General features: G+C 41.0%; 24 protein-coding genes. 16 read left to right on the forward strand and 8 right to left on the reverse strand.

The annotated features are described in order from the left end of the window. Positions 1-10 precede the first annotated feature (10 nt). Positions 11-1,180, reverse strand: coding sequence for an acetyl-CoA C-acyltransferase FadA (gene fadA, locus AC27JL_RS18470; protein WP_008130791.1), 1,170 nt, complete (start codon positions 1,178-1,180; stop codon positions 11-13). A 4-nt stretch (positions 1,181-1,184) separates the two neighbouring features. Next, positions 1,185-3,344, reverse strand: a complete 2,160-nt coding sequence (gene fadB / locus AC27JL_RS18475; protein ID WP_487196282.1) for a fatty acid oxidation complex subunit alpha FadB — start codon at positions 3,342-3,344, stop codon at positions 1,185-1,187. A 192-nt stretch (positions 3,345-3,536) separates the two neighbouring features. On the opposite strand from fadB, the gene AC27JL_RS18480 reads away from it, so the two are divergent. The 8 genes from AC27JL_RS18480 to AC27JL_RS18515 all read left to right on the forward strand — a co-directional run bounded on the left by AC27JL_RS18480 (position 3,537) and on the right by AC27JL_RS18515 (position 11,120). Further along, complete coding sequence (locus tag AC27JL_RS18480; protein WP_010558117.1) at positions 3,537-5,423, forward strand: transglycosylase SLT domain-containing protein; 1,887 nt, start codon at positions 3,537-3,539, stop codon at positions 5,421-5,423. A gap of 116 nt (positions 5,424-5,539) precedes the next feature. Further along, the gene (pepQ, locus tag AC27JL_RS18485; RefSeq protein WP_039038509.1) at positions 5,540-6,862 is read left to right on the forward strand and encodes a Xaa-Pro dipeptidase; all 1,323 of its coding nucleotides are present in this window, start codon (positions 5,540-5,542) and stop codon (positions 6,860-6,862) included. A gap of 57 nt (positions 6,863-6,919) precedes the next feature. Continuing rightward, positions 6,920-7,534, forward strand: a complete 615-nt coding sequence (locus tag AC27JL_RS18490) for a YigZ family protein (protein ID WP_243532170.1) — start codon at positions 6,920-6,922, stop codon at positions 7,532-7,534. Positions 7,535-7,639: 105 nt separating this feature from the next. After that, positions 7,640-9,091 (forward strand): TrkH family potassium uptake protein, encoded by a 1,452-nt coding sequence (locus AC27JL_RS18495; protein ID WP_008130797.1) that lies wholly within the window; start codon positions 7,640-7,642, stop codon positions 9,089-9,091. Between the two features lie 36 nt (positions 9,092-9,127). After that, positions 9,128-9,790: a flagellar brake domain-containing protein gene (locus tag AC27JL_RS18500; RefSeq protein ID WP_138741114.1), complete on the forward strand. Its 663-nt coding sequence runs from the start codon at positions 9,128-9,130 to the stop codon at positions 9,788-9,790. Between the two features lie 464 nt (positions 9,791-10,254). Then, positions 10,255-10,467, forward strand: a complete 213-nt coding sequence (locus AC27JL_RS18505; RefSeq protein ID WP_006793996.1) for an EF-hand domain-containing protein — start codon at positions 10,255-10,257, stop codon at positions 10,465-10,467. Between the two features lie 144 nt (positions 10,468-10,611). After that, entirely contained in the window at positions 10,612-10,824 is a 213-nt protein-coding gene (locus AC27JL_RS18510) for a calmodulin (RefSeq protein WP_006793997.1), read from the forward strand. 80 nt (positions 10,825-10,904) lie between these two features. Then, complete coding sequence (locus AC27JL_RS18515; protein WP_006793998.1) at positions 10,905-11,120, forward strand: EF-hand domain-containing protein; 216 nt, start codon at positions 10,905-10,907, stop codon at positions 11,118-11,120. 67 nt (positions 11,121-11,187) lie between these two features. Here AC27JL_RS18515 and trkA read toward each other — a convergent pair whose 3' ends face one another. From trkA to def, 4 genes are all read right to left on the reverse strand, one after another. After that, positions 11,188-12,564 carry a Trk system potassium transporter TrkA gene (gene trkA / locus AC27JL_RS18520; RefSeq protein ID WP_006793999.1) on the reverse strand — a complete coding sequence of 459 codons (1,377 nt, stop codon included), beginning with the start codon at positions 12,562-12,564 and terminating at the stop codon, positions 11,188-11,190. 85 nt (positions 12,565-12,649) lie between these two features. Continuing rightward, the gene (gene rsmB / locus AC27JL_RS18525) at positions 12,650-13,945 is read right to left on the reverse strand and encodes a 16S rRNA (cytosine(967)-C(5))-methyltransferase RsmB (protein ID WP_010558121.1); all 1,296 of its coding nucleotides are present in this window, start codon (positions 13,943-13,945) and stop codon (positions 12,650-12,652) included. Next, on the reverse strand, positions 13,938-14,891 hold the full coding sequence (fmt, locus tag AC27JL_RS18530) for a methionyl-tRNA formyltransferase (protein ID WP_375277904.1): 954 nt from the start codon (positions 14,889-14,891) through the stop codon (positions 13,938-13,940). Before fmt ends, rsmB begins: the two co-directional genes overlap by 8 nt. Positions 14,892-14,912: 21 nt before the next feature. Further along, complete coding sequence (gene def / locus AC27JL_RS18535) at positions 14,913-15,419, reverse strand: peptide deformylase (RefSeq protein WP_006794002.1); 507 nt, start codon at positions 15,417-15,419, stop codon at positions 14,913-14,915. Positions 15,420-15,538: 119 nt separating this feature from the next. On the opposite strand from def, the gene AC27JL_RS18540 reads away from it, so the two are divergent. From AC27JL_RS18540 to hemF, 6 genes are all read left to right on the forward strand, one after another. After that, complete coding sequence (locus tag AC27JL_RS18540) at positions 15,539-16,660, forward strand: LysM peptidoglycan-binding domain-containing protein (RefSeq protein WP_006794003.1); 1,122 nt, start codon at positions 15,539-15,541, stop codon at positions 16,658-16,660. 31 nt (positions 16,661-16,691) lie between these two features. Next, positions 16,692-17,783 carry a DNA-processing protein DprA gene (gene dprA, locus AC27JL_RS18545; protein ID WP_058551604.1) on the forward strand — a complete coding sequence of 364 codons (1,092 nt, stop codon included), beginning with the start codon at positions 16,692-16,694 and terminating at the stop codon, positions 17,781-17,783. 1 nt (position 17,784) lies between these two features. After that, a complete protein-coding gene (locus tag AC27JL_RS18550; protein WP_008130811.1) occupies positions 17,785-18,258 on the forward strand; it encodes a DUF494 family protein in 474 nt (157 codons plus the stop codon). A 118-nt stretch (positions 18,259-18,376) separates the two neighbouring features. Then, positions 18,377-18,946, forward strand: a complete 570-nt coding sequence (locus AC27JL_RS18555; protein ID WP_487196283.1) for a DNA topoisomerase family protein — start codon at positions 18,377-18,379, stop codon at positions 18,944-18,946. A 24-nt stretch (positions 18,947-18,970) separates the two neighbouring features. Further along, entirely contained in the window at positions 18,971-19,534 is a 564-nt protein-coding gene (tsaC, locus tag AC27JL_RS18560) for an L-threonylcarbamoyladenylate synthase type 1 TsaC (protein WP_006794007.1), read from the forward strand. A gap of 1 nt (position 19,535) precedes the next feature. Beyond that, the gene (gene hemF / locus AC27JL_RS18565; RefSeq protein ID WP_006794008.1) at positions 19,536-20,486 is read left to right on the forward strand and encodes an oxygen-dependent coproporphyrinogen oxidase; all 951 of its coding nucleotides are present in this window, start codon (positions 19,536-19,538) and stop codon (positions 20,484-20,486) included. Between the two features lie 42 nt (positions 20,487-20,528). Here hemF and AC27JL_RS18570 read toward each other — a convergent pair whose 3' ends face one another. Then, complete coding sequence (locus AC27JL_RS18570; RefSeq protein WP_021032469.1) at positions 20,529-20,966, reverse strand: group II truncated hemoglobin; 438 nt, start codon at positions 20,964-20,966, stop codon at positions 20,529-20,531. Between the two features lie 53 nt (positions 20,967-21,019). On the opposite strand from AC27JL_RS18570, the gene aroE reads away from it, so the two are divergent. Next, positions 21,020-21,844, forward strand: coding sequence for a shikimate dehydrogenase (gene aroE / locus AC27JL_RS18575; protein WP_487196284.1), 825 nt, complete (start codon positions 21,020-21,022; stop codon positions 21,842-21,844). Further along, positions 21,841-22,101, forward strand: coding sequence for a DUF1488 family protein (locus AC27JL_RS18580; RefSeq protein WP_058430336.1), 261 nt, complete (start codon positions 21,841-21,843; stop codon positions 22,099-22,101). The genes aroE and AC27JL_RS18580 overlap by 4 nt, the downstream gene beginning before the upstream one ends. Here the strand turns inward: AC27JL_RS18580 and AC27JL_RS18585 are convergent. Next, positions 22,084-22,620 carry a gamma carbonic anhydrase family protein gene (locus AC27JL_RS18585; RefSeq protein ID WP_487196285.1) on the reverse strand — a complete coding sequence of 179 codons (537 nt, stop codon included), beginning with the start codon at positions 22,618-22,620 and terminating at the stop codon, positions 22,084-22,086. The genes AC27JL_RS18580 and AC27JL_RS18585 overlap by 18 nt on opposite strands. Positions 22,621-22,874: the final 254 nt, after the last annotated feature.

Raw genomic sequence — 22,874 nt, forward strand, 5'->3', positions numbered from 1 at the left:
GTTAAGAGTATTAGTCTTGAACACGCTCAAATACAGTTGCGATACCTTGGCCTAAACCAATACACATTGTCGCTAAACCGTACTTAGCATTTTTGTCTTCCATTAAGTGAATTAGCGAGGTGCTAATACGCGAACCAGAACAACCCAGAGGGTGACCCAGTGCGATAGCGCCGCCATTCAAGTTAACTTTTTCGTCAACCACATCAGCTAAACCTAAGTCTTTAAGTACTGGTAGTGATTGCGCAGCAAAGGCTTCATTAAGCTCAGCTACGTCGATGTCATCAATAGTGATACCAGCTTGGGCAAGTGCTTTTTTACTTGCTGGTACTGGGCCGTAACCCATGATTGATGGATCGCAACCGGCAACCGCCATTGCTTTAATGCGCGCACGAATTGGTAAACCTAGCTCTTTTGCTTTTTCTTCGCTCATTACTAACATGGCTGATGCGCCGTCAGAAAGTGCTGAAGACGTACCCGCTGTAACAGAACCCGAAGCTGGGTTAAATACTGGGCGAAGCTGAGATAAACCTTCAACTGTTGTTTCAGGACGAATTACTTCGTCATCTTCAACTAAAATTAAAGAACCATCTGCTGCGTGACCTTCCATTGCTAAAATTTCGCGGCGGAAACGGCCTTCAACTGTTGCAGCATGTGCACGTTGATGTGAACGATAAGCAAATTCATCTTGCTGCTGACGGCTGATACCGTGAATAGTAGCAAGGTATTCTGCTGTTAAACCCATAGAGCCAGATGCTTGTGCAATTGAAGTTGCTAAGCCTGGGTGAAAGTCGTTACCGTGAGTCATAGGAACGTGGCCCATGTGCTCAACACCACCAATTAGGTAAGTGTCGCCAGCGCCCGTCATAATGGCGCGTGCTGCGTCGTGCAATGCTTGCATTGACGAACCACATAAGCGGTTAACTGTGGTTGCTGGTACTGAGTGTGGAATACCCGCAAGTAGTGATGCGTTACGTGCAACGTTAAAGCCTTGCTCTAATGTTTGCTGTACACAACCCCAATAAATGTCGTCGATTGATGCTGGATCAACCGCTGGGTTGCGTTCTAGTAAGCCTTTCATTAAATGAGCGCTTAAGTCTTCCGCACGCTTGTTTTTAAATACGCCGCCTTTTGAGCGACCCATTGGTGTGCGGATACAATCTACAATTACTGGATTATTCATGATATTAACCTTCCACCTTATAGAAAACACGGCCTTCTTCAGCCCATTTGCGAGTTTGCTCTGATACTTGGTAAATCGCACCTAGGTGAGCGTATTTGTCTGCTGCTGCAACAAAGTTAGCTAAACCAGTTTGATCTAAGTAACGGAACGCGCCGCCTCTAAATGGAGGGAAACCAACGCCGTAAACAAGTGCCATATCAGCTTCTTGTGGAGAAGCAACAATGCCTTCTTGTAAACAAAGAAGTACTTCGTTGATCATTGGAATCATACAACGGTCAATGATTTCTTGCTTATCGAATTCTTTCGGTGCATCAGTAATTGGCGCTAGTAGCTCAACGGCTGTTGCATCGCTTGATTTTTTAAGACGACCACGACGGTCTGTTTCGTACTTGTAAAAACCTGCTTTGTTCTTTTGACCAAAACGTTTTTCGTTAGCAAAAACAGTTACCGGATCTTTTTCTGCACGTGCCATACGCTCAGGGAAACCGTCAGCCATTACGCCAGTACAATGATAAGCCGTATCAATACCTACAACATCAAGTAGGTAAGCCGGACCCATAGGCCAGCCAAATACGTTTTCCATTACTTTATCTACTTTTGCAAAGTTAGCGCCTTCAACAACTAATTTGCTAAAGCCTGCAAAGTAAGGGAATAAAACACGGTTTACAAAAAAGCCTGGGCAATCGTTTACAACAATAGGAGACTTGCCAAGTTTAAGGGCGTAATCAACGACTGCGTTAATTGTTTTGTCTGACGTTTTTGCACCACGGATAATTTCTACTAATGGCATTTTTGGCACTGGGTTGAAAAAGTGCATACCACAGAAGTTTTCTGGTTTATCAAGTGCTTCAGCAAGTAGGTCAATACAGATAGTCGACGTATTTGATGTAAGTACAGTGCCTTCTGGCATGTTCTTTTCAAGGTCTGCTAATACTGCTTGCTTAATTTTAGGGTTTTCTACAACGGCTTCAACAATAATGTTAGCGTCTTGTAGGTCTGCATCGTTAAGCGTTGGCTTAATTTTGCTTAGTGTTGCCAACATTTTTTCCATTGGCATGTGGCCACGCTTAACTTTTGCACCTAATAATTTAGACGCTTCACCCATACCTAAATCAAGCGCATCTTGTTGGATGTCTTTCATTATGATTGGTGTGCCTTTATAAGCAGACTGATATGCAATACCGCCGCCCATAATACCCGCGCCTAATACTGCAGCTTGTTTAATTTCTACATCGCTGTGCTTAGCAAGTTTGCGTGCTTTACCTTTGATGAACTGGTCATTTAAGAAAATGCCCGTTTGCGCTGCAGCTTCGTTGGTACGCGCAAGTTTTGCAAAGTTAGCATTTTCGATTGCCATTGCTTCATCGCGAGTACAGTTTGCCGCTGCTTTAATAGTACGCACTGCCATAACCGGAGCAGGATAGTGGCCTTTGGTTTTACCCATTACCATACCTTCTGCCATAGCAAAGCTCATACCTTGCTCAACACGGTTTAATTTAAGTGGCTGTAGTTTTGCGTTGCGTTTTGCTTGCCAATCTAGCTTGCCTGCAATCGCTAACTCAAGTGTTGCTACACTTGACTCTAAAAGTTTGTCAGCACTAACTACTGCGTCAAACGCACCTACTTTAAGGGCGTCAGCTGCGCGGTTTTCAGCGCCAGAAGTGATCCACATCATGGCGTTATCTGCGCCAATGATACGTGGTAAGCGCACTGTGCCACCAAAACCAGGCATTATGCCAAGTTTAACTTCTGGTAGGCCCATTTTAGCGCTTTCGCTTGCAACACGATAATCGGTAGCAAGTGCCCACTCACATCCGCCGCCAAGTGCTAAGCCGTTTACAACGCTTAGAGTTGGGAATGGAAGATCTTCAATTGCATCAAAAACGTCAGTTGCGTTTTTGATCCACACGACTAAATCTTCTTCAGGTTTAGTAAATGTAGGTAAAAATTCGAAGATGTCGGCGCCAATAATAAAGTGGTCTTTATCACTGGTAAAAACCATGCCTTTGATATCAGAATTAGCAGCTAATTCTTTTAATGCTGCTGCACAATCTGAAAGAGTTTTTTGAGATAATGTGTTTACAGAACCTGCAACACAAAACTTAAACTCGGCGATGTTTTCCTTTAGGAAGCTAACTTCAAAGGAATCGCTTTTATATAACATTTTATTCTCCCTAGTTGACGAACTAAGACTGGTACGATGAGTTTGCATTTCAATCAGTGTGCTTGCTTTGAGTAGAAAATGCAACGAAAAATTTAACTCGGTTACAAACGACTGGTTAAAATATAGCTGGTTTGGTGCTAAGGTGGTGAAAAAGCTTTTATTCACTACTTTAATTTTTTATTAAAGGACATTATGAAAAAACAATTATTTAGTTTTGCGGCAGCTGCTTTTATTTTTCCTCTTTATTCTGCCGAGGCTAGCATCGATAACGACGCATTTTTAGATGCTGAAAAAAAAGTACGCAACGCAAGTTACCGCGAGTTTAAAAACGTAGTTAATAACCTAAACCACCCACTAAAACCGTATGTAGAAAAAACATACTGGCAACGAAACCCGAGCATAAAATATCAAGCAGAAATAGAAGATTACTTAAATATATATCAGCATACGCCACTTGAATGGCCCGTTCGTAAAGTATGGCTGGAGTATCTTGAAAAAAATAATAGAAAAGCGGCGTATATTCGTAATTACCGCGACACGAGCAACGCTGAATACACCTGTACATATTTGGGGTATCAATTAGATTTAGGCGCCCCAGAAAAAGCCATTTTAAATCAGGTGACTGATTTATGGACGGTGGGAAAGTCACAACCTAAGGAGTGCGATTCGTTATTCTCGTACTGGCGCAAAAAAGGCTATATGAATGCCGATACTGTATGGCAACGAATTACACTTGCCGCGCAAGGCGGAACGCAAAGCCTACTACCTTATTTAAAAACACTTTTACCAAAAAATGAGCGTTACCTTGCTGACTTATATTTAAAAGTTCGCCGCGACCCAAGCGCTGCGGCGGGGTTATATCGCTATAAAAATAAATCGCCTAAAGAGGGTGAAATTGCACTTTATGGTGTTAAGCGTCTAATTTGGCGCGACAAAGAACTAGCGCTGCGCGCATGGGAAAAAATAGAGCGTATGTTTAACTACAGCGATAAAGAAAAGGCAGATTTATACTACACCTTTGCTTTATCACTTGCTTCTAGTGGGCATAAGCAAGCCAGTTTTTGGTTAAACAAAGTGCCAAAAGAGCGCCAAGACAACAAATTAATGCAATGGCAGCTTGGTAACATGCTAAAAACCCAAGATTGGGCAGGTATTGCTGCGTTTTTTACAGGCAAAGAAAATCTTAGTTTAGGTCAGCAATATTGGCTTGCGTATAGTTATGCAGAACGCGGTGACGATCAAACAGCTAAAAAAATGTGGCAAAGTATTGCGACTAACCGAGACTACTACGGTTTTTTAGCCGCTGCGCGTTTAGGCTTGCCGGTTGATCTAAATAATCAACCAAAAGTGGTGAGTGAGCAATTAATCGCAAAGGTGAGTAATGCCCCTGGTTTTAAACGTTCAAAAGCATTATATGAGTTAGAGCGTGTTACTTCAGCGAGACGTGAATGGAATTACTTAACAAACACCTCAAATGAAGAAGAAAAGCTTGCAGCCTCTGTTTTATCTACCAATTTGGGGTGGCACGACAGCACGATATTCACACTCGCAAAAATAAAAGCCTGGGATAATGTTGAACAACGTTTTCCATTTGCTTTTCAAGACATATTTGAGCGCTACAGCAAGCGTAATAAAATAGATGTAGCTTGGAGTATTGCTATTGCAAGGCGTGAAAGCTCATTTGCTCCTGACGCGCGATCAAGTGCTAATGCACGAGGTTTAATGCAATTGCTGCCAAGTACCGCTAAGTATGTAAATAAAGGCAGTGTGTCTAATAGTCGGTTATATCAACCTAAAACAAATATTAGGTTAGGTACCAGTTATTTACGTTACTTGAAAAAGAAAAACCATGGTAACGAGATACTTGCTACAGCATCTTATAACGCAGGCTACCATCGTATAAAACGTTGGGTGCCTGATGATGCAATGCCAGCAGAGTTATGGATAGAACTTATTCCGTATAGAGAAACACGCGATTATGTCAAAAATGTATTTGCTTACAGGCAGGTATATCATACTCGTATGGGCCGAGAGGGTAATTTACTGGCTCCCATACTGGAAATGAAAATAGGCGGTTAGTAAACATAAGTTTAAATAAGGGGGATTGTGCTCACAGTGGGCCATCCCCCTTTTTTGAGCGTAATAGCTATAAGTGGTAGACTCAAAGCAAGTTAAATTTAACAGATGGATTAACAATGGATAAATTAGCCGTTTTATACGCCGAACATATTGCAACACTGCAGCAGCGTACTCGTACAATTTGCGAAAGCGAAGGGTTAGAAGGATTAGTTATTCACTCTGGCCAAGCAAAGCGCCAATTTTTAGACGACATGTATTACCCGTTTAAAGTTAATCCTCACTTTAAAGCTTGGTTACCTGTTATTGATAATCCACATTGCTGGATTGTTGTTAATGGTAGCGACAAACCTAAGCTTATTTTTTATCGTCCTGTTGATTTTTGGCATAAAGTACCTGACGAACCACGTGATTTTTGGGCTGAGTATTTTGATATAGAACTATTGTTACAACCCGATCAGGTTGAAAAGCTACTTCCTTATGACAAAGCAAAGTACGCTTACATGGGCGAATACATAGAAGTAGCTCAAGCACTTGGCTTTAGCATAATGAACCCAGAGCCGGTGCTTAACTATTTACATTTTAATAGAGCATACAAAACGCAGTATGAACTTGAGTGTTTACGTAATGCTAACCGTATAGCGGTTGATGGCCATAAAGCTGCACGCGACACTTTTTTTAATGGTGGTAGTGAGTTTGATATTCAACAAGCGTACCTTATGGCTACACGCCAAAGCGAAAACGAAATGCCGTATGGCAATATAGTGGCGCTTAACGAAAACTGCGCTATTTTGCATTACACTCATTTTGAGCCAAACGCACCGCAAACGCATAACTCATTTTTAATTGATGCTGGCGCAAACTTTAACGGCTACGCCGCAGATATAACGCGTACTTATGACTTCAAAAAGCAGGGTGAATTTGCTGAGCTAGTTAATACAATGACGACGACGCAAATCGAATTAGGCAAAGGATTAAAGCCAGGTATGCTTTACGGCGACTTACATGTTGAGTGTCATAACCGCATAGCGCAAATTCTTAGCGACTTTAATATAGTTAACTTACCGGCTGCAGATATTGTAGAGCGTAAAATCACCTCTACTTTCTTTCCGCATGGTTTAGGGCATCACCTTGGTTTACAAGTACACGACGTGGGCGGCTTTATGAGTGACGACAAAGGTACTCATCAAGCATCTCCAGAAGGGCACCCATTTTTACGTTGTACACGTATGATAGAGAAAAATCAGGTGTTTACTATTGAACCTGGTTTGTACTTTATTGATTCGTTGTTAGGTGATTTAGCGCAAACCGACAACAAGCAATACATCAACTGGGATAAGGTTGAAGCGTTTAAACCTTATGGCGGTATTCGTATTGAAGATAACATTATTGTGCACGATGATAGTTTAGAAAATATGACGCGCGACTTACACTTAGATTAAGTGATAAGTTAGCAAGAGAAGGGGCCTAATGGCCCCCTTTTTTTGGTTAAGTAAAATATGTCAGAATATAAATACCCAGCCGACGCTGTGTTTCACCAAGAAGAAATTAAAAAAAGCACGTTTATTGTGCATATTGCACATACTCCCGATTTAGCCGCAGCTAAAGCTTTTATTAAAAGTATTGAAGATAAATACAGCGATGCTCGGCATAATTGTTGGGCCCATGTGGCAGGTAACCCCGGTGGCAGCCACGTGTATGGTTTTTCAGATGATGGTGAGCCAAATGGTACGGCCGGTAAACCAATGTTAAATGTGCTGGTTGGATCGGGACTTGGTGAAGTTACTGCCGTGGTAACCCGGTATTTTGGAGGAATTAAACTTGGAACTGGCGGGTTAGTGCGAGCTTATGGCGGGTCGTTAAATAATGCATTAGCCAAATTAGACACCGTACTTAAAGTTCCAAGTGTTGAGCTAATTGGCAGTAGTGAATACAGTATGCAAGGCGCAATTGAGCAGCTACTTAAAACGCACTACCAAGTGCTCAACATTGAAAAGCAATTTACTGCTAATATTGATTGGGTGATCACCATTGATAGCCGCCAAGCACAGCAAGCAATTAAAGATATTTTTGATTTAAGTCACGGCGCAGTTGAGTTAACTATTAAAGAGTAATAACCTACACAAGTTGCATATAATGCATATAATGCATATTCATTCTATTTAACCAGGCTAACGCAATTGAGCCTGAATTTACTAATAATAAAAGCGATTAGCTAAATGCAATTTCGTACCATCATAAAAATTCTTGGGCAACTTGTTGCGCTGTTTAGTATTACCATGGTGCCACCTGCTGTGGTGTCTTTAATTTATAAAGATGGTGGTGGTGTTCCTTTTGTTTTAGCGTTTATTTTCAGTATTATTATTGGCTTAATAGCGTATTACCCAAACCGACATGAAAACGGGGATTTGAAAGCCCGCGAAGGCTTTTTAATTGTGGTTTTGTTTTGGTTGGTACTGGGGGCGTTCGCATCCTTGCCTCTTATCTTTTTACAAGAACCTAATTTATCCCTTGCTGATGCGGTGTTTGAAGCCTTTTCGGGTTTAACAACCACAGGTGCTACGGTGCTGACGGGGATTGAATATTTACCTAAGTCAGTGCTGTTTTATCGCCAGCAATTACAGTGGTTTGGCGGTATGGGGATCATTGTATTAGCTGTTGCAATACTGCCCATGCTAGGTGTTGGTGGAATGCAGCTGTACCGTGCTGAAATCCCCGGCCCAGTAAAAGACTCAAAAATGACCCCTCGCATAGCCGATACCGCAAAGCATCTTTGGTATATTTATGTGTCGTTAACCATTGCCTGTATGTTGGCGTATTGGGCGGCAGGAATGGACTGGTTTGATGCCATTTGTCATGCGTTTTCTACCGTCGCCATTGGTGGGTTTTCGACTTATGATGCTTCTATGGGCCATTTCGACAGCCCGGTTATTAACTTTATTTGTGTATTCTTTTTAATCATTGCCGCTATTAACTTCTCCTTGCACTACGCTGCGGTGGCAAGCCGGAACGTGCAGGTCTACATTCGCGATCCCGAGTTTAAAGTATTTTTATGCATTCAATTGGCGCTGGTGGTTATTTGTTTTACTGTGTTGTCGTCGAACGAGATATACGCCAATGGTGATGAAACCCTTGACCAAGCACTATTTCAAGCGGTATCAATGAGTACAACGGCGGGTTTTGCTACCGATAACTTTTCAACATGGCCGCTGTTTTTACCTATTTTATTAATATTTTCGAGCTTTATTGGTGGTTGTGCAGGGTCTACCGGGGGCGGTATGAAAGTGGTGCGCGTGTTTTTACTTTACCTGCAAGGCGTACGTGAGCTAAACCGCCTAGTGCACCCTCGTGCTATTTATTCAATCAAACTTGGCCGTAAAGCATTGCCCGATAAGGTTGTAGAAGCTGTGTGGGGGTTCTTCTCTGCCTATGCTTTAGTATTTATTATTATTATGCTGGCGCTTATGGGTACGGGAATGGATAATATTACGGCGTTTTCGGCCACGGCAGCGTGTTTAAATAACTTAGGTCCAGGGTTGGGTGATGTTGCCTCGCATTATGGTGCAATAACCGACGGCGCTAAATGGTTGCTGACTATTGCAATGGTATTTGGCCGACTAGAAATTTTTACTTTGCTTGTGTTATTTACGCCTACGTTTTGGCGCGGATAAAACACAACGTTTTACTACTATGTTTATGGAATGGATATGCCAGCAACACATGCAGATAAATTAAATAATATACCGGTTGGCAGTTTAGTTGACTTAGAAATATTAACACCCACTAGCAGTAAGCGCGTGAAAACAGAAATGGTAGGCTTGCTTGATGAAAAGTTTATTATTTTAAACTTTCCTACAGCCAAACGTTTACCGGGTGGAAATGATTACTTACGAGATGGCGTCACCGTAGTTGTAAGAGCATTAATAGAGGGTGACGATGGACAAATAATTGCGTTTAGACAGCAAATTAAATCTATTGCATCACACCCCGTTAGGCTGATTTTTATAAACTACCCCAAGCAAGTTCAGCTATTTAGTTTACGTTCGCAAACCCGTATTCCAACTCTATTACCTGCAAAACTTAAACTCAGCGATGACAAGGTACTCGATGGTGTTATAAAAGATATTTCGCTAACGGGGGCTATGTTTGATGTAAAAACTGACGCAGATCTAGAAAGCATCAAAGACTCACAATGCACTGTGGTATTAGGTAGTAATAGCAAAGGCTTTGAAGGCGAAGTGTGCAGCGTGAAAGATCATAATGCAGGCGTGCGTTGCGGTATTAAGTTATTAGCCAGTAAAGAAGAGATGAAAGCTTTTATGAAAGAGCACTTTATTGACCCCGCTATGATAGAACTCGATGCCGATTAGGTTTTAATGTCGCTATTTTGCAACAAAATAGCGACTTTTTACTTTATGAACGAAAATAAATTACCAACCTCTAAATTATTATTTTTTATTAAATAAAAACAGAGGTATAGCATTCAAATTTTTTATATTTTATTTTATTTTTACACCTTGTTCAGTTTAAAACTTCCTGCTCAATACCTAATTACACCTTGATCATTTAAATAACTTCGCTTTGTGGTTTTTTACATTAAACCTAAATATCTGATTTTTAATAACTTATAGTTTTTAATTAAACCAGCGTTGCTAAATAGCTACAAAAATAATGCTTAGATTTGCACTTTTTTCAGTATTTAACACGTAAGGCACTGAAAAATATAAACTAATAAATATTGGCATTTAAGTTGTAATAGTCTGGTTGTACTAATCGAAAAACGTGATTAACAGTAAGTACCAATCACTCACATACAACTTGAAGGATACATACTATGAAACGCATTAATAAAACATTAGCACTTATCGCACTCGCTTCTTCGTCAGCCGCTTTTGCAGGCTCTGACTTTAATACACTCGATGTAGACGGTAATGGTGCAATTAGCCAAGCCGAAGCATCAGTTGATGCAAAATTAATGAGCATGTTCTCAGAGCTCGATACAGACCAAAATGGTGAGTTATCAAAAGAAGAGTTTTCAAAAGCCTAAATTCAGTAAATGGAGTCCTGAGTTGCCAAAGACAACCTAAGTAGGCAAGGGAGCTTACGAAAAAGGATAACAAGGAAGTGAAACCATTTTAAAAGGTAATAAGCCCATTTTTTTGATAGAACATTAAGCATGAAGGATTAAGTTATGAAACATTTAAATAAAGCACTAGCACTTATTGCATTAGCGTCTTCTTCAGCTGCGTTTGCAGCATCAGATTTTGACAGTTTAGATACCGACAGCAGCGGAGCAATTAGCCCAAGTGAGGCGGCAATAGACACCGATTTAATGGCTGAGTTTACAGAGCTAGATACAGATGGTAACGGTGAGCTTTCTAAAGATGAGTTTGCAAAATTTTAAAGTTAACCGGTATTGGTTTAGCTATTTTTCACAGACAGGGATCTTAGAAAAGGATTTCTCATTTTACTAGGAACATCACTATGAAAACATTAAATACAACACTTGCGGTTTTAGTTTTAGCATCTTCTTCAGCAGCTTATGCAGCGGTAGACTTTGCATCGTTTGATAGCAACAGTGACGGTGTTATCAGCATGGAAGAAGCTCAAGTAAACTCACAACTAGTGAAAATTTTTAAAGATTTAGACACAGATGGAAATGGTGAGCTTTCTAAAGAAGAATTTGCCAAAGTACAGTAGCATTGATAAGCCCCAATCATACTCCACTAAAGCCGCCATGTTCAGCGGCTTTTTTGTGTTTGATGCGTTATAAAAATATAGCACTTACTTGGAAGAGCTTTTCTACTACGTTGATATGCTTTTTATCAATTAAAAACATAATCACGTGATCGCCCGACATAATAATGGTGTCGTCGTGGGCAATGAGTACATCGTCGTTACGCACAATGGCCCCAATAGTTGTTCCGGCTGGTAGCTTTATATCGGCAATTGCGCGGCCAACTACTTTGGAGGTATTTTCATCGCCATGAGCAACTGCTTCAATAGCCTCTGCAGCCCCTTTACGCAATGAATACACGTTAACAATATCACCTCGACGTACATGGGTTAACAATGCAGAAATTGTTGCCTGTTGCGGCGATATGGCAATGTCTATTTCGCCACCTTGTACTAGGTCTACATACGCACCACGTTGAATAAGCACCATGGTTTTTTGCGCGCCCATGCGTTTGGCAAGCATGGCCGACATAATATTGGCTTCATCGTCGTTGGTAACGGCAATAAACACATCCACTTGTTCGATATGTTCTTCAGAAAGAAGTTCTTGATCGGAGGCGTCGCCACAAAATACTACCGTGTTGTCGAGCATTTCTGAAAGCTGTTCAGCACGTTCTTTACTGCGCTCTATTAGCTTAACGGTGTGATTTTTTTCAAGAGAGCGAGCAAGGCCTGCACCAATGTTACCGCCACCAGCAATCATTATTTTTTTGTATGAACGCTCAAGCTTCTGCAGTTCGTTCATTACGGCGCGTATATGTTTGGTTGCCGCAATGAAGAATACTTCATCGTCGGCTTCAATAACGGTTGTACCGAGCGGTTTAATGGCTTTGCCTTGACGGTAAATAGCTGCAACGCGAGTTTCTACATTGGGTATATGCTCTTTTAATGCAGATAAGGCATAGCCCACTAATAAACCACCGTAATAGGCTTTTACTGCAACTAGCGAGAGCATACCATCGGCAAACTGCAATACTTGCAATGCGCCAGGGTAGTCAATTAAGCGGCGTATATACTTAGTAACTAACGCTTCTGGGGCAATGTAATGGTCGATTGGTAAATCATCGTTTTGGAAAAGTTTTTCACGGTATTTTAAATACTGCTCAGAGCGAATTCGGGCAATTTTAGTGGGTGTATTAAAAATACTATACGCCACTTGGCACGCCACCATGTTTACTTCATCTGAGCTGGTTACCGCAATAATCATATCGGCATCGTCTGCGCCGGCGCGGCGCAAAACATCAGGGTGAGCACTGTGGCCCATTACACCTTGAAGGTCGTATTTATCTTGCAGTTCGCGTATACGATTACCGTCAATGTCTACTACGGTAATTTCGTTTTGTTCGCCTACTAAGTTTTCAGCTAGCGTGGCGCCAACCTGTCCAGCACCGAGTATGATTATTTTCATTATTTACCAGTGTATTAAGTAGTAATAAAAAGCCATTTTTAAATTTAAAAATGGCTTGTTGTACGCGTTATTAAGCCCTGTTTAACTAGGCTTTTTTAACCATTTTAGCGTAATAAAAACCATCACTTTCACCCGGAAGTAGCTGCAAACCCGGTGTGGTGAGGGTGTCTTTATCATGAAGTGGAATATGCTCTACGTCATCGTTATTAGCTAAAAATTTAGCAACTTGTTGTTGGTTTTCTTTTGGAAGAACCGAACATGTTGCATATACCAATGTACCACCAGGCTTGAGTAGAGGCCAAATGCTATTGAGTATATCGCCTTGTAGTGCGGCTAAGTCTTCAATGTCGGATGCACGGCGTAGCCATTTTATATCAGGGTGGCGACGAATAACGCCGGTTGCTGAACAAGGCACGTCTAATAAAATACGGTCGAACTGTTCATCGTCCCACCATGTGTGCGGTTGCGATGCATCACCACATTGTAGGTCGGCACCTAAACCTATACGGGTTAAGTTTTGCTTTACGCGTTCAAGGCGAGTGGCATCGCTATCAAGTGCAAGTACGTCGGCGTCGGCAAGCTCTAATATATGGCATGTTTTACCGCCGGGTGCTGCACAGGCATCTAAAATAACGTCATCATCTTTTGGCTCTAAAAAGCGAGCAGCTAATTGCGCTGCTGCATCTTGCACTGAACAAGCACCCGTATCAAACTCAGGAAGTGAAAAAACATCACGCGGCTTGGCTAGTTTAATCCCGTCTATAAAGTTTGGGTTTAATGTATGTTCTATATCGTTAGCCGTTAGCATATCGCTGTATTCTTGCGTGCTAAATTGTGATTGATTTACACGTAACCACATTGGCGCTTGTTGCTGGTTTTCTTCAAGTATGGCTTCCCAGTTTTCTGGGTAGGCTTCTTTTACCTGTTTAATAAACCAATTGGGGTGGTTGTATAAACACACTGGAATAAGCTTTGCTTTTTCTTCAAGCTCTGCTTGCTGGCGTTGAAAGCTACGTAAAATAGCATTTATTAACCCTTTTAATCCTAGTGCACGCATTTGACCCAGTGCATTTACGGTCTCGCTTATTGCTGCATGCGGTGGAACGCGCATGTGCTGCAATTGATAAATACCTACGTAGAGTAAAAACTGAAAAATTCTGCGTTTACCTTTTAATGGGCTTTCTACTAAATGTTGGCAGTAGTTTTCAAGGCTAGGTAAGTAGCGTAATACGCCATAACAAATTTGCTGTAACAGTGCTTTGTCTTTTGGTGGTAAACCTTGGCTTGCAAATGGTAGTTCTTGATTAAGCGAAGCGCCTTTATCAACCACGTTATATAAAGTCTCAGCGGCTAGCGCTCGTACGTTTTGTACTTTATTCATTATTTTCGCCTAATAGTGTGCCAGGGCTAACCCAGTCACTGCGACCATTTAAAAAGTCGCTAATTGCCATTGGTTTTTTACCTTGCGGTTGTAACTGAGTAATACTTAAAGCGTGTTCACCACAGGCAACCACAACACCGTTTTTATCACTTGTTAAAATTTCGCCTGGCTTACCAGATTGATCAACTACTTTCGCTTGGTATATTTTTACGGTTTGTTCGCCCATTTGGGTAAAACACACTGGCCAAGGATTAAAAGAGCGAATATTACGTTCTATTTGCACAGCGCTCATAGACCAATCTATATTTGCTTCTTCTTTAGAGAGTTTTTTAGCGTAGTTAGCTAGCTCATCATTTTGAGGCTCAGGGGTAATGTCGCCATTAGCTAGCTTATTAACGGTGTCGATTAATGCACTAGGACCTAACTCTGCTAGTTTGTTATATAAACTGGCACTGGTTTCTGTGTCACTAATAGGGCAGCGGCTAATATGCAGCATGTCGCCGGTATCTAAGCCCTCATCCATTTGCATTATGGTTACGCCCGTTTCCTCGTCACCCGCCCAAATTGCACGTTGAATAGGCGCAGCACCACGCCAGCGAGGTAGTATAGAACCATGCACGTTTAAGCAGCCTAAGCGTGGCGCATTTAAAATAGCTTTGGGTAAAATTAAGCCATAGGCCACCACAATCATTATGTCGGCGTTTAAAGCGGTGAGCTCTGCAAGTGCCTCATCATTTTTTAATGACTGAGGCTGAAAAACAGGCAAGTCATTTTCAAGTGCTAGCGCTTTAACTTCGCTCGCTTTTAATTTTTTACCACGACCTGCTGGGCGATCTGGTTGACTATATACGCCCACAATTTCATGTTCGCTATTTATTAGCGCTTGTAAATGGCGTGCGGCAAAATCCGGCGTACCGGCAAATATTATGCGTAATGGTTGGATCACTGAGTTTTCCTAAGGTACTGATTACTGTGCTGCAAACTTAGCTTCTTTTTCAAGCTTTTTACGAATACGTTGGCGCTTTAATGGAGATAAGTAATCAATAAATAGCTTGCCTTGTAGGTGGTCTAGTTCGTGTTGAATACAAATAGCTAATAGCTCATCCGCGTCTAACACAAATTCTTCACCGTTTTCGTTTAGTGCAGCCACAGTCACTGTTTCTGCTCGGTCTACTTTTGCGTACGAGTTAGGCACTGACAAACAGCCTTCTTCGCTAATCGTTGAGCCATCTTTTTTAATGATTTGCGGGTTAATTAATACCAGTGGTTCGTCACGCTCTTCAGAGACATCAATAACCACAATACGCTGGTGGATATTTACTTGTGTTGCTGCTAAACCAATGCCATTTTCGTCGTACATGGTTTCGAGCATGTCTTTTACAATTTGGCGAACTTGGTCGTCAACGTCTGCAACATCTTTTGCTATTGTACGTAAACGCTCATCTGGAAATCTTAAAACTTCTAACCTAGCCATTAGTTACCTTTTTCACTTGTGCTTAATTTAGGGTATTGTATGCTCTTATTTTAGCCATTCACGTTCACCTTTAACAGGTTTTGGGCAATAATAATGAAAAAACAATACAAGGAAGCTCAATGAAATTTCCGTTAGTTGCAATCATACTGGCACTAAGCACCTCTTTTGGGGCGATTGCTGATGTGCTAAAAATAAAAAAAGATGCACCAAAACAGTATGTTGTAAAAAAAGGTGATACGCTGTGGGATATATCTGGCATTTATTTAGATGAGCCATGGTTGTGGCCAGAACTATGGCAAATGAACCCGCAAATCGATAACCCTCACCTAATTTATCCGGGTGATGCATTGGCACTTATATACGATGCTGACGGAAATCCACGTTTAGTTATTAATAAAGCGTACCGAAAGCTGTCACCTCAAGGACGTATTACCCCTAAAGGGTTGAATGCAATTACCACTTTACCTTTGCAAATGATTAAACCTTATTTAAGTTACGAGCAAGCGATTAACAGCGACGATATAAAAAATATGCCGTATGTGTTAGGTGCTAACGAAAACACAAAAACACAAACGTTAGGCCATATTTTATACGTTAAAGGTGACTTAAAAGTACATGGTGCTTATGCGATTTACAACGAGGGTGAACCCTACAGAGATTTAAACACAGGCGAAGTATTAGCAACGCGTGCATCGTACGTTGGCATGGCGCGAGCGTTTAGAAGTGGCGATGAAAGTAATGGTGTGCCGTCGTCACTACGTGTTGAGTCAGTAAAACGAGAAATTAAACAAGGTGATTTTTTAATGCCAGCAATGGAGGGGCAGTTGCTGCCAGCCTATTTTGATATTCACCGCCCACTAGAGCCAGTAGAAGGGCAAGTTATAGCGTCTCCTCGCCAAGTAAGAGAATTCAGCACAATGGATGTTGTAGTGCTAAACTTAGGCAGCGAGCAAAATATTGAACCAGGTCATGTTTTAGATTTAGAGCGTGAATCACCTACGGTTATTGATGGCCCTCGTGGTCCTCGCTACCCAGAAGATTCAAGTAAATTTGAAAAACTGTTATCTGATGCAAGTCAGTTGTTTAGTAATAAAGCTGACGAAGATAATACAACATGGAAAATGCCTAAAGAAAAAGTAGGCGAGTTAATCGTATTCAAAGTGTATGACAAAGTAAGTTATGCATTAATAACAAAAAACCAGCACCCAATTCGCGTTGGAGATATTGCAGTTATTCATTAAGAAGTAGCGAGTCGGTGCTCTAGGAGAGAGCATGGATCAGTCATCAGGCAAGTTAGCTCACTGGCTTGCCTTTTATATGTGTAAGGGATTAGGCACAAAAACCTTATTAGCCCTATCTAAACACCACCCACTTGAGTCATTGTTTGACTTACCCCACGCTAAATTACACGAGTTAGGGTTGACTGCTAATCAGGCCAGTAATTTACTCAATACAGATTGGCAAAAAGTACAGCATTATGAGCGGCTTGTTGCAGAGCATAATATTGAAGTTATTTGTTTTTTTGATACACGTTACCCAGATTCACTAAAACACATAGCTAGCGCACCTTTATTACTATTTTGTAAGGGCGATGTGTCTTTACTTTCTAGCTCGCAAATAGCCATTGTTGGTAGCCGTAACGCCACCCCAACAGGGCTTGAAATAGCCTCCGAGTTTGCCTACGAATTAACAAAGGCTGGTATTACTGTGACATCGGGCATGGCCAGAGGAATAGATGGCGCAGCACATAAAGGTGCTTTAGCAGGGAATGGTAAAACTATCGCGGTTTTAGGCACGGGTGTTGATATTTACTACCCTAAACGCCATAAACTATTAACAGAACAAGTACTCAATAGTGGTTTATTAATTAGTGAGTTTTTACCCGGAACCGCCGCTAACGCACATAATTTCCCTCGTCGAAATAGGATTATTTCGGGCTTATCTTTAGGTGTATTAATTGTTGAAGCTGAAATTAAAAGCGGCTCATTAATTACTGTGCGTTATGCGCTTGAACAAAATAAAGAGGTGTTTGCAGTACCAGGCTCTATTAAAAACCCGCTTGCACAAGCCAGCCACTTTTTAATTAAGCAAGGTGCTAAACTTGTTGAAAATGTGACAGATATTTTAGATGAAGTGAGCTTTTCTTATCAAAGCGGTCTATATAGTAAAGAAGAAACGCTTCAGCAAAGTAGTGATTGTGAAGTTTTAAACAGTATTGGGTTTGAGGTAACAACTGTTGACGATATTGTACGCCGTGTTCAATGGCCAATAGATAAAGTACTGGCAAGGTTGCTTGATTTAGAGTTAGACGATCAAATTGAACGCATTTTAGATGGTTATATTAGGCTTAGCGTAGGAAGGTAGCATGTTCGATATTCTTATGTATCTATTTGAAAATTACATTCATAGCGAAGCTGACATTTTTGCTGAGCAAAATGAATTAACCGACGAGTTAGTTCGTGCAGGCTTTAATAAACCAGAAATATTTAAAGCCTTAAATTGGCTAGAACAGTTAGCCGATTTACAACACAGCGATGAATCTCCTTATTTAATCGCTAACCCAGGGCGCGCTATTCGTATATTTACAGAAAGCGAATGCGATATGTTAAACGTTGAGTGTCGTGGCTTTTTAATGTTTGTTGAGCAAATTGGAGTTATTAATAGCATTACCCGTGAAATGGTTATGGATAAGCTTGCAGCACTTGATAAGCCAGCGATTAGCTTAGATGATTTAAAGTGGATAGTGCTTATGGTGTTATTTAATGTCCCCGGCTCTGAAGAGGCATACGAGCAAATGGAAGACTTAATTTTTGATGAGCCCACCGAGTTATTGCATTAATACCTTATGAATTTATTTATATAACCCAAATTACTCGTGATGAAGCGCATAGCATAGCTTGTATCTTTAAGTGGTTTGGGTATATTAGGCGAAAATTCACTTACCTCTTAGGAACACCATGAGTAAAATCGACCATTCGCTTTTCTCGGCGAATAAGCACGCCTTAGAAAAAGAATACGAAGTATGCCCACAGTGTGGTTCAGAGTTAGTGATCCGCAACAGTAAGTCAGGCCCTTTTTTGGGGTGTGCAAGTTACCCTCAATGTGACTTTATTAGGCCATTAGTACACCACGAAAGTAACGAAATAAAAGTACTTGAAGGTTCCTCTTGCCCTCAATGCAGCAAACCGCTGGTGGTTAAAAATGGCCGTTACGGTATGTTTATTGGTTGTACGGGGTACCCTGATTGCCATTATATTGCAAACGACAACGAGCAAAAGGAACAAGAGGCTACGTTACCCGCATGCCCAAAATGTAAAAAAGGCCACTTAGTTGCTCGTAGTAATAAGTTTGGGAAAGTATTTTACTCATGCGACAGCTACCCAAGCTGTAAATACACGCTTAATAATAAACCTGTAGAGCAGCCATGCCCTAAATGTGATTGGCCCATCGTCATAGAAAGACACATGGCAAATGGTACACTACTGCAATGCCCGCAAAAAAGTTGCATGCATAAGCTTACTCAATAACGTTTAACATTTTTGGAGACCACCTTGTCAGAACTTTCAAATACGCCTTCAGCACTTACATGTTTAAATGAAGGCGAAGTTATTGTTTATCCAACAGAGGCTGTGTTCGGCTTAGGATGTGACCCCGATAATCAGCATGCTGTTGAAAAATTATTGGCAATTAAGCAACGACCAGTTGAAAAGGGCCTTATTTTAATTGCTGATAATTATGGGCAATTATTAAAGTATGTTGATGATGCTAAAGTACCTATGGACAAACGTGCAGACATATTTTCTAGTTGGCCTGCTGCTATTACGTGGGTTATGCCAGCGGCAAAAAGCACACCAAAATGGTTAACAGGGCAGTTTGATACTATTGCGGTTAGGGTAACAAATCACCCAACAGTTAAGCGCTTATGCCAAGAGTTTGGAAAGCCACTGGTATCAACCAGTGCAAATTTAACAGGCCAAGAAACAGTAATAAGCATTGAGCAAGCAAAGGAGCAATTTGCTGATCAAGTTGGCTTTTATGTTGACGAGCCATTAGGTGGAAACACACAACCCAGCACAATAAAAGATGCCATGACCGGTAAAGTATTTAGAGGGTAATATGCAAAGCGAATTATTAGAACAAGTAAAAGCCTACTTTATGGCTTTGCAAGATACCATTTGCCAAGGGCTAGAAGCTGCAGATGGCAGTGCTAAATTTGTCGAAGATAGCTGGCAAAGAGCTGAAGGCGGTGGTGGCCGTACTCGAGTAACTACTGATGGTAACGTAATTGAGCAGGGGGGCGTAAATTACTCTCATGTATTTGGCGCATCCATGCCAGGTTCTGCAACCGCCCATAGGCCAGAGCTTGCAGGGCGTAGTTTTCATGCTTGTGGGGTTTCACTTGTTATTCATCCCAAAAACCCGCACGTACCAACAAGTCATGCCAACGTACGCTTTTTTATAGCCGAAAAAGAGGGCGAAGAGCCAATATGGTGGTTTGGTGGAGGTTTTGATTTAACCCCTTTTTACCCGGTATTTGAAGACGTACAGCATTGGCATCAAGTTGCACACGATATATGTGTGCCGTTTGGTAGTGATGTTTATTCAAAATACAAAACATGGTGCGATGAGTACTTTTACCTTAAACATCGTGATGAAACACGTGGGGTGGGTGGTTTATTTTTCGATGATTTAAATGAACTAGGCTTTGAGCAAAGCTTTGCATTTATGCAGTCAGTCGGCAATGGCTTTTTAGATGCCTATATTCCGATTATTGAACGTCGCAAAAACGATGAGTACACTGAACAGCAACGTGACTTTCAGCTCTACCGCCGTGGTCGTTACGTTGAGTTTAACTTAGTGTGGGATAGAGGCACATTATTTGGGTTGCAAAGTGGCGGGCGAACAGAGTCTATTTTAATGTCGATGCCACCACTAGCGCGCTGGGAGTATAACTTTACACCAGCTGAAAACAGCCTTGAGGCAAACTTATATCAGTATTACTTGCGACCACAAGCTTGGCTTTCAAGTAAACCAGAAGAGCTAATAGCCCGAGAGTGGCAAATATAAACAATATAAAAGACGCGAAAGCGTCTTTTTTATTGTTTATGATTAATGTTGGTTAATCATGTGGCTTGCTAGCTGAGCAAATGAGTTTTTAAGCCCTTCTCGAAGCAGTGGGTTGTCAATTTCAATATCAAGAGTTTTGTTCATACAATACATCCATTGATCCCGTAAGTTCTGGTCAATTAAAAATGGCATATGGCGTTTACGTAACATGGGCTGCCCATGATTTTGCTCAAATAGTGAAGGCCCACCTAACCAACCAGATAAAAACTCGAAAAAGACTTGGCGAATTCTATCTAATGGTTGAGGATGCATATCATATAACGGTTTAGCGTATTCATCTGAGGCCATAATGTCGTAGAATCGTTCAGAAATAGCGCGTGCACCTTTCTCTCCGCCAATGATTTCGTAAGGCGTTTTTTCAGGTGTAGGTGTTTGATCTACTTTCTTAGGCTTAGATTTAGAAAAAAGTCGTTTAATCATATTATTTATCATCGATTATAGGCAGCACTTAGCTGCAAAGAGGTTGTTTTAAAATGGACAAATATGCGGTTTTTGGAAATCCAATTAAACATTCAAAATCCCCCGCGATACATAAACAATTTGCTATCTCGCTAGGTGAGCAAATCGACTATCGCGCAATATTAGCACCTATCGACAGCTTTGAAAAAACAGTATCGACATTTTTTGAGCAAGATGGAAAAGGTGCGAACGTTACCATGCCATTTAAAGAGCAGGCGTTTGCAATGGCTGATGAACTTACACCGCTTGCTAAAATAGTCGGTGCAGTTAATACACTTAAAAAAAGAAACGATGGAACATTATTAGGAGATAACACCGACGGTGTTGGTTTTGTAAATGACCTCCTTGCTAACAAAGTTGTGATTACAAATAAGCGTATTTTAATAATTGGTGCTGGTGGTGCTGCAAGGGGGGTAATATTACCATTGCTTGAACAAAAACCCGCAGAAATTATTATTGTTAATCGTACCGCTCAAAAAGCAAAAGACTTAGCTCAGCTATTTGCTGAATACGGAAAAGTTTCAGGCTATGGGTTCGATGATTTACCAGTAAGCGATTACTCACTAATTGTAAACTCAACGTCTAGTAGCATGAATAACGAATTACCAGCTTTAGCTAAAAAGCACTTAACATGCTGTGATGTTGCATACGATATGTTTTATTCACTGACAAACACTATTTTTATGAACTGGGTTGCAGAGCATAATAACAATACTAAGCTTTTAGATGGTAGTGGTATGTTGGTAGGGCAGGCAGCACAAGCTTATTATGTTTGGCATAACAAAATGCCAGAAATTCTCCCCGTGGTTAAAGCACTTAAACAAGGCTCACTAAAATGAACCAAGCTGTACAATTTATAGATAGACTCGAGTTTAGAGAGCCTCATCACCAGTTAGTGTTTTTTGCTCAAGTGAGTGGCATGCTGGTGGAGTGTGTTATTGCGATAAGTACACTTAAACTCACGGATGAAAGTCACGCAACAGATTATTTTGAAAAATACCGTTTTGAATACGAAGAACGTGCCGAGCAACTAATAGAAGAAGAAAGTTATAACTCGGCAGGTCAAATTGAAGTGGAATTAGTTAGCTTCAGCTAGATATTCATCTTTTAATTGGACATAGTTATCTGCCGATATTTTTAAAAAAGCGAGCTCCTGCTCAGTCAATGGACGGGCTTGCTTTGCTGGACTTCCTACATACAAATAGCCTGATTCCAGGCGCTTATTTGGTGGTACCAACGAGCCCCCACCAATAATAACATCATCTTCTACAATTACATTATCCATGACAATCGCACCCATACCCACGAGTATACGGTTACCAAGTACGCACCCATGTAGCATCACTTTGTGACCAACCGTTACATCATCGCCTATTATAAGAGGGTAACCATCTGGATTGCTTTTAGTTGCACGCGATAAATGTAATACACTGCCATCTTGAATATTAGAGCGCTCACCAATACGAATATGGTTAACATCGCCGCGAGCAGTAACTAAAGGCCATACACTGCTATCATCACCTATAGTAATATCACCGACTAATATAGACGACTCGTCTATATAAACAGACTTATTAAACGCAGGGGTAATTCCTTTATAAGAACGTATTGCCATATATGCACCTTTAAATTAAACATATTAAGTGTATTAGTGTAGCAGTAGTGCTTATTTCAGTGCCAGTAAAGCCTATACTGTTTATAAAACTATCAGTTTTAAGGGCTTTCGCTCATATACTGACCGAACAGTGTTTTATTTTAGTTTTTCTTTGAAAAAGTACTTGCGTAAAAATCTGTTCTCCCTATAATGCGACCCCACTGAGACGGCAGGCGCCAACGCATAGCGAGGCAAGAGTTAATCAGAGAGTTAAA

It is taken from the genome of Pseudoalteromonas sp. 4NS20-0020 (assembly GCF_057554385.1).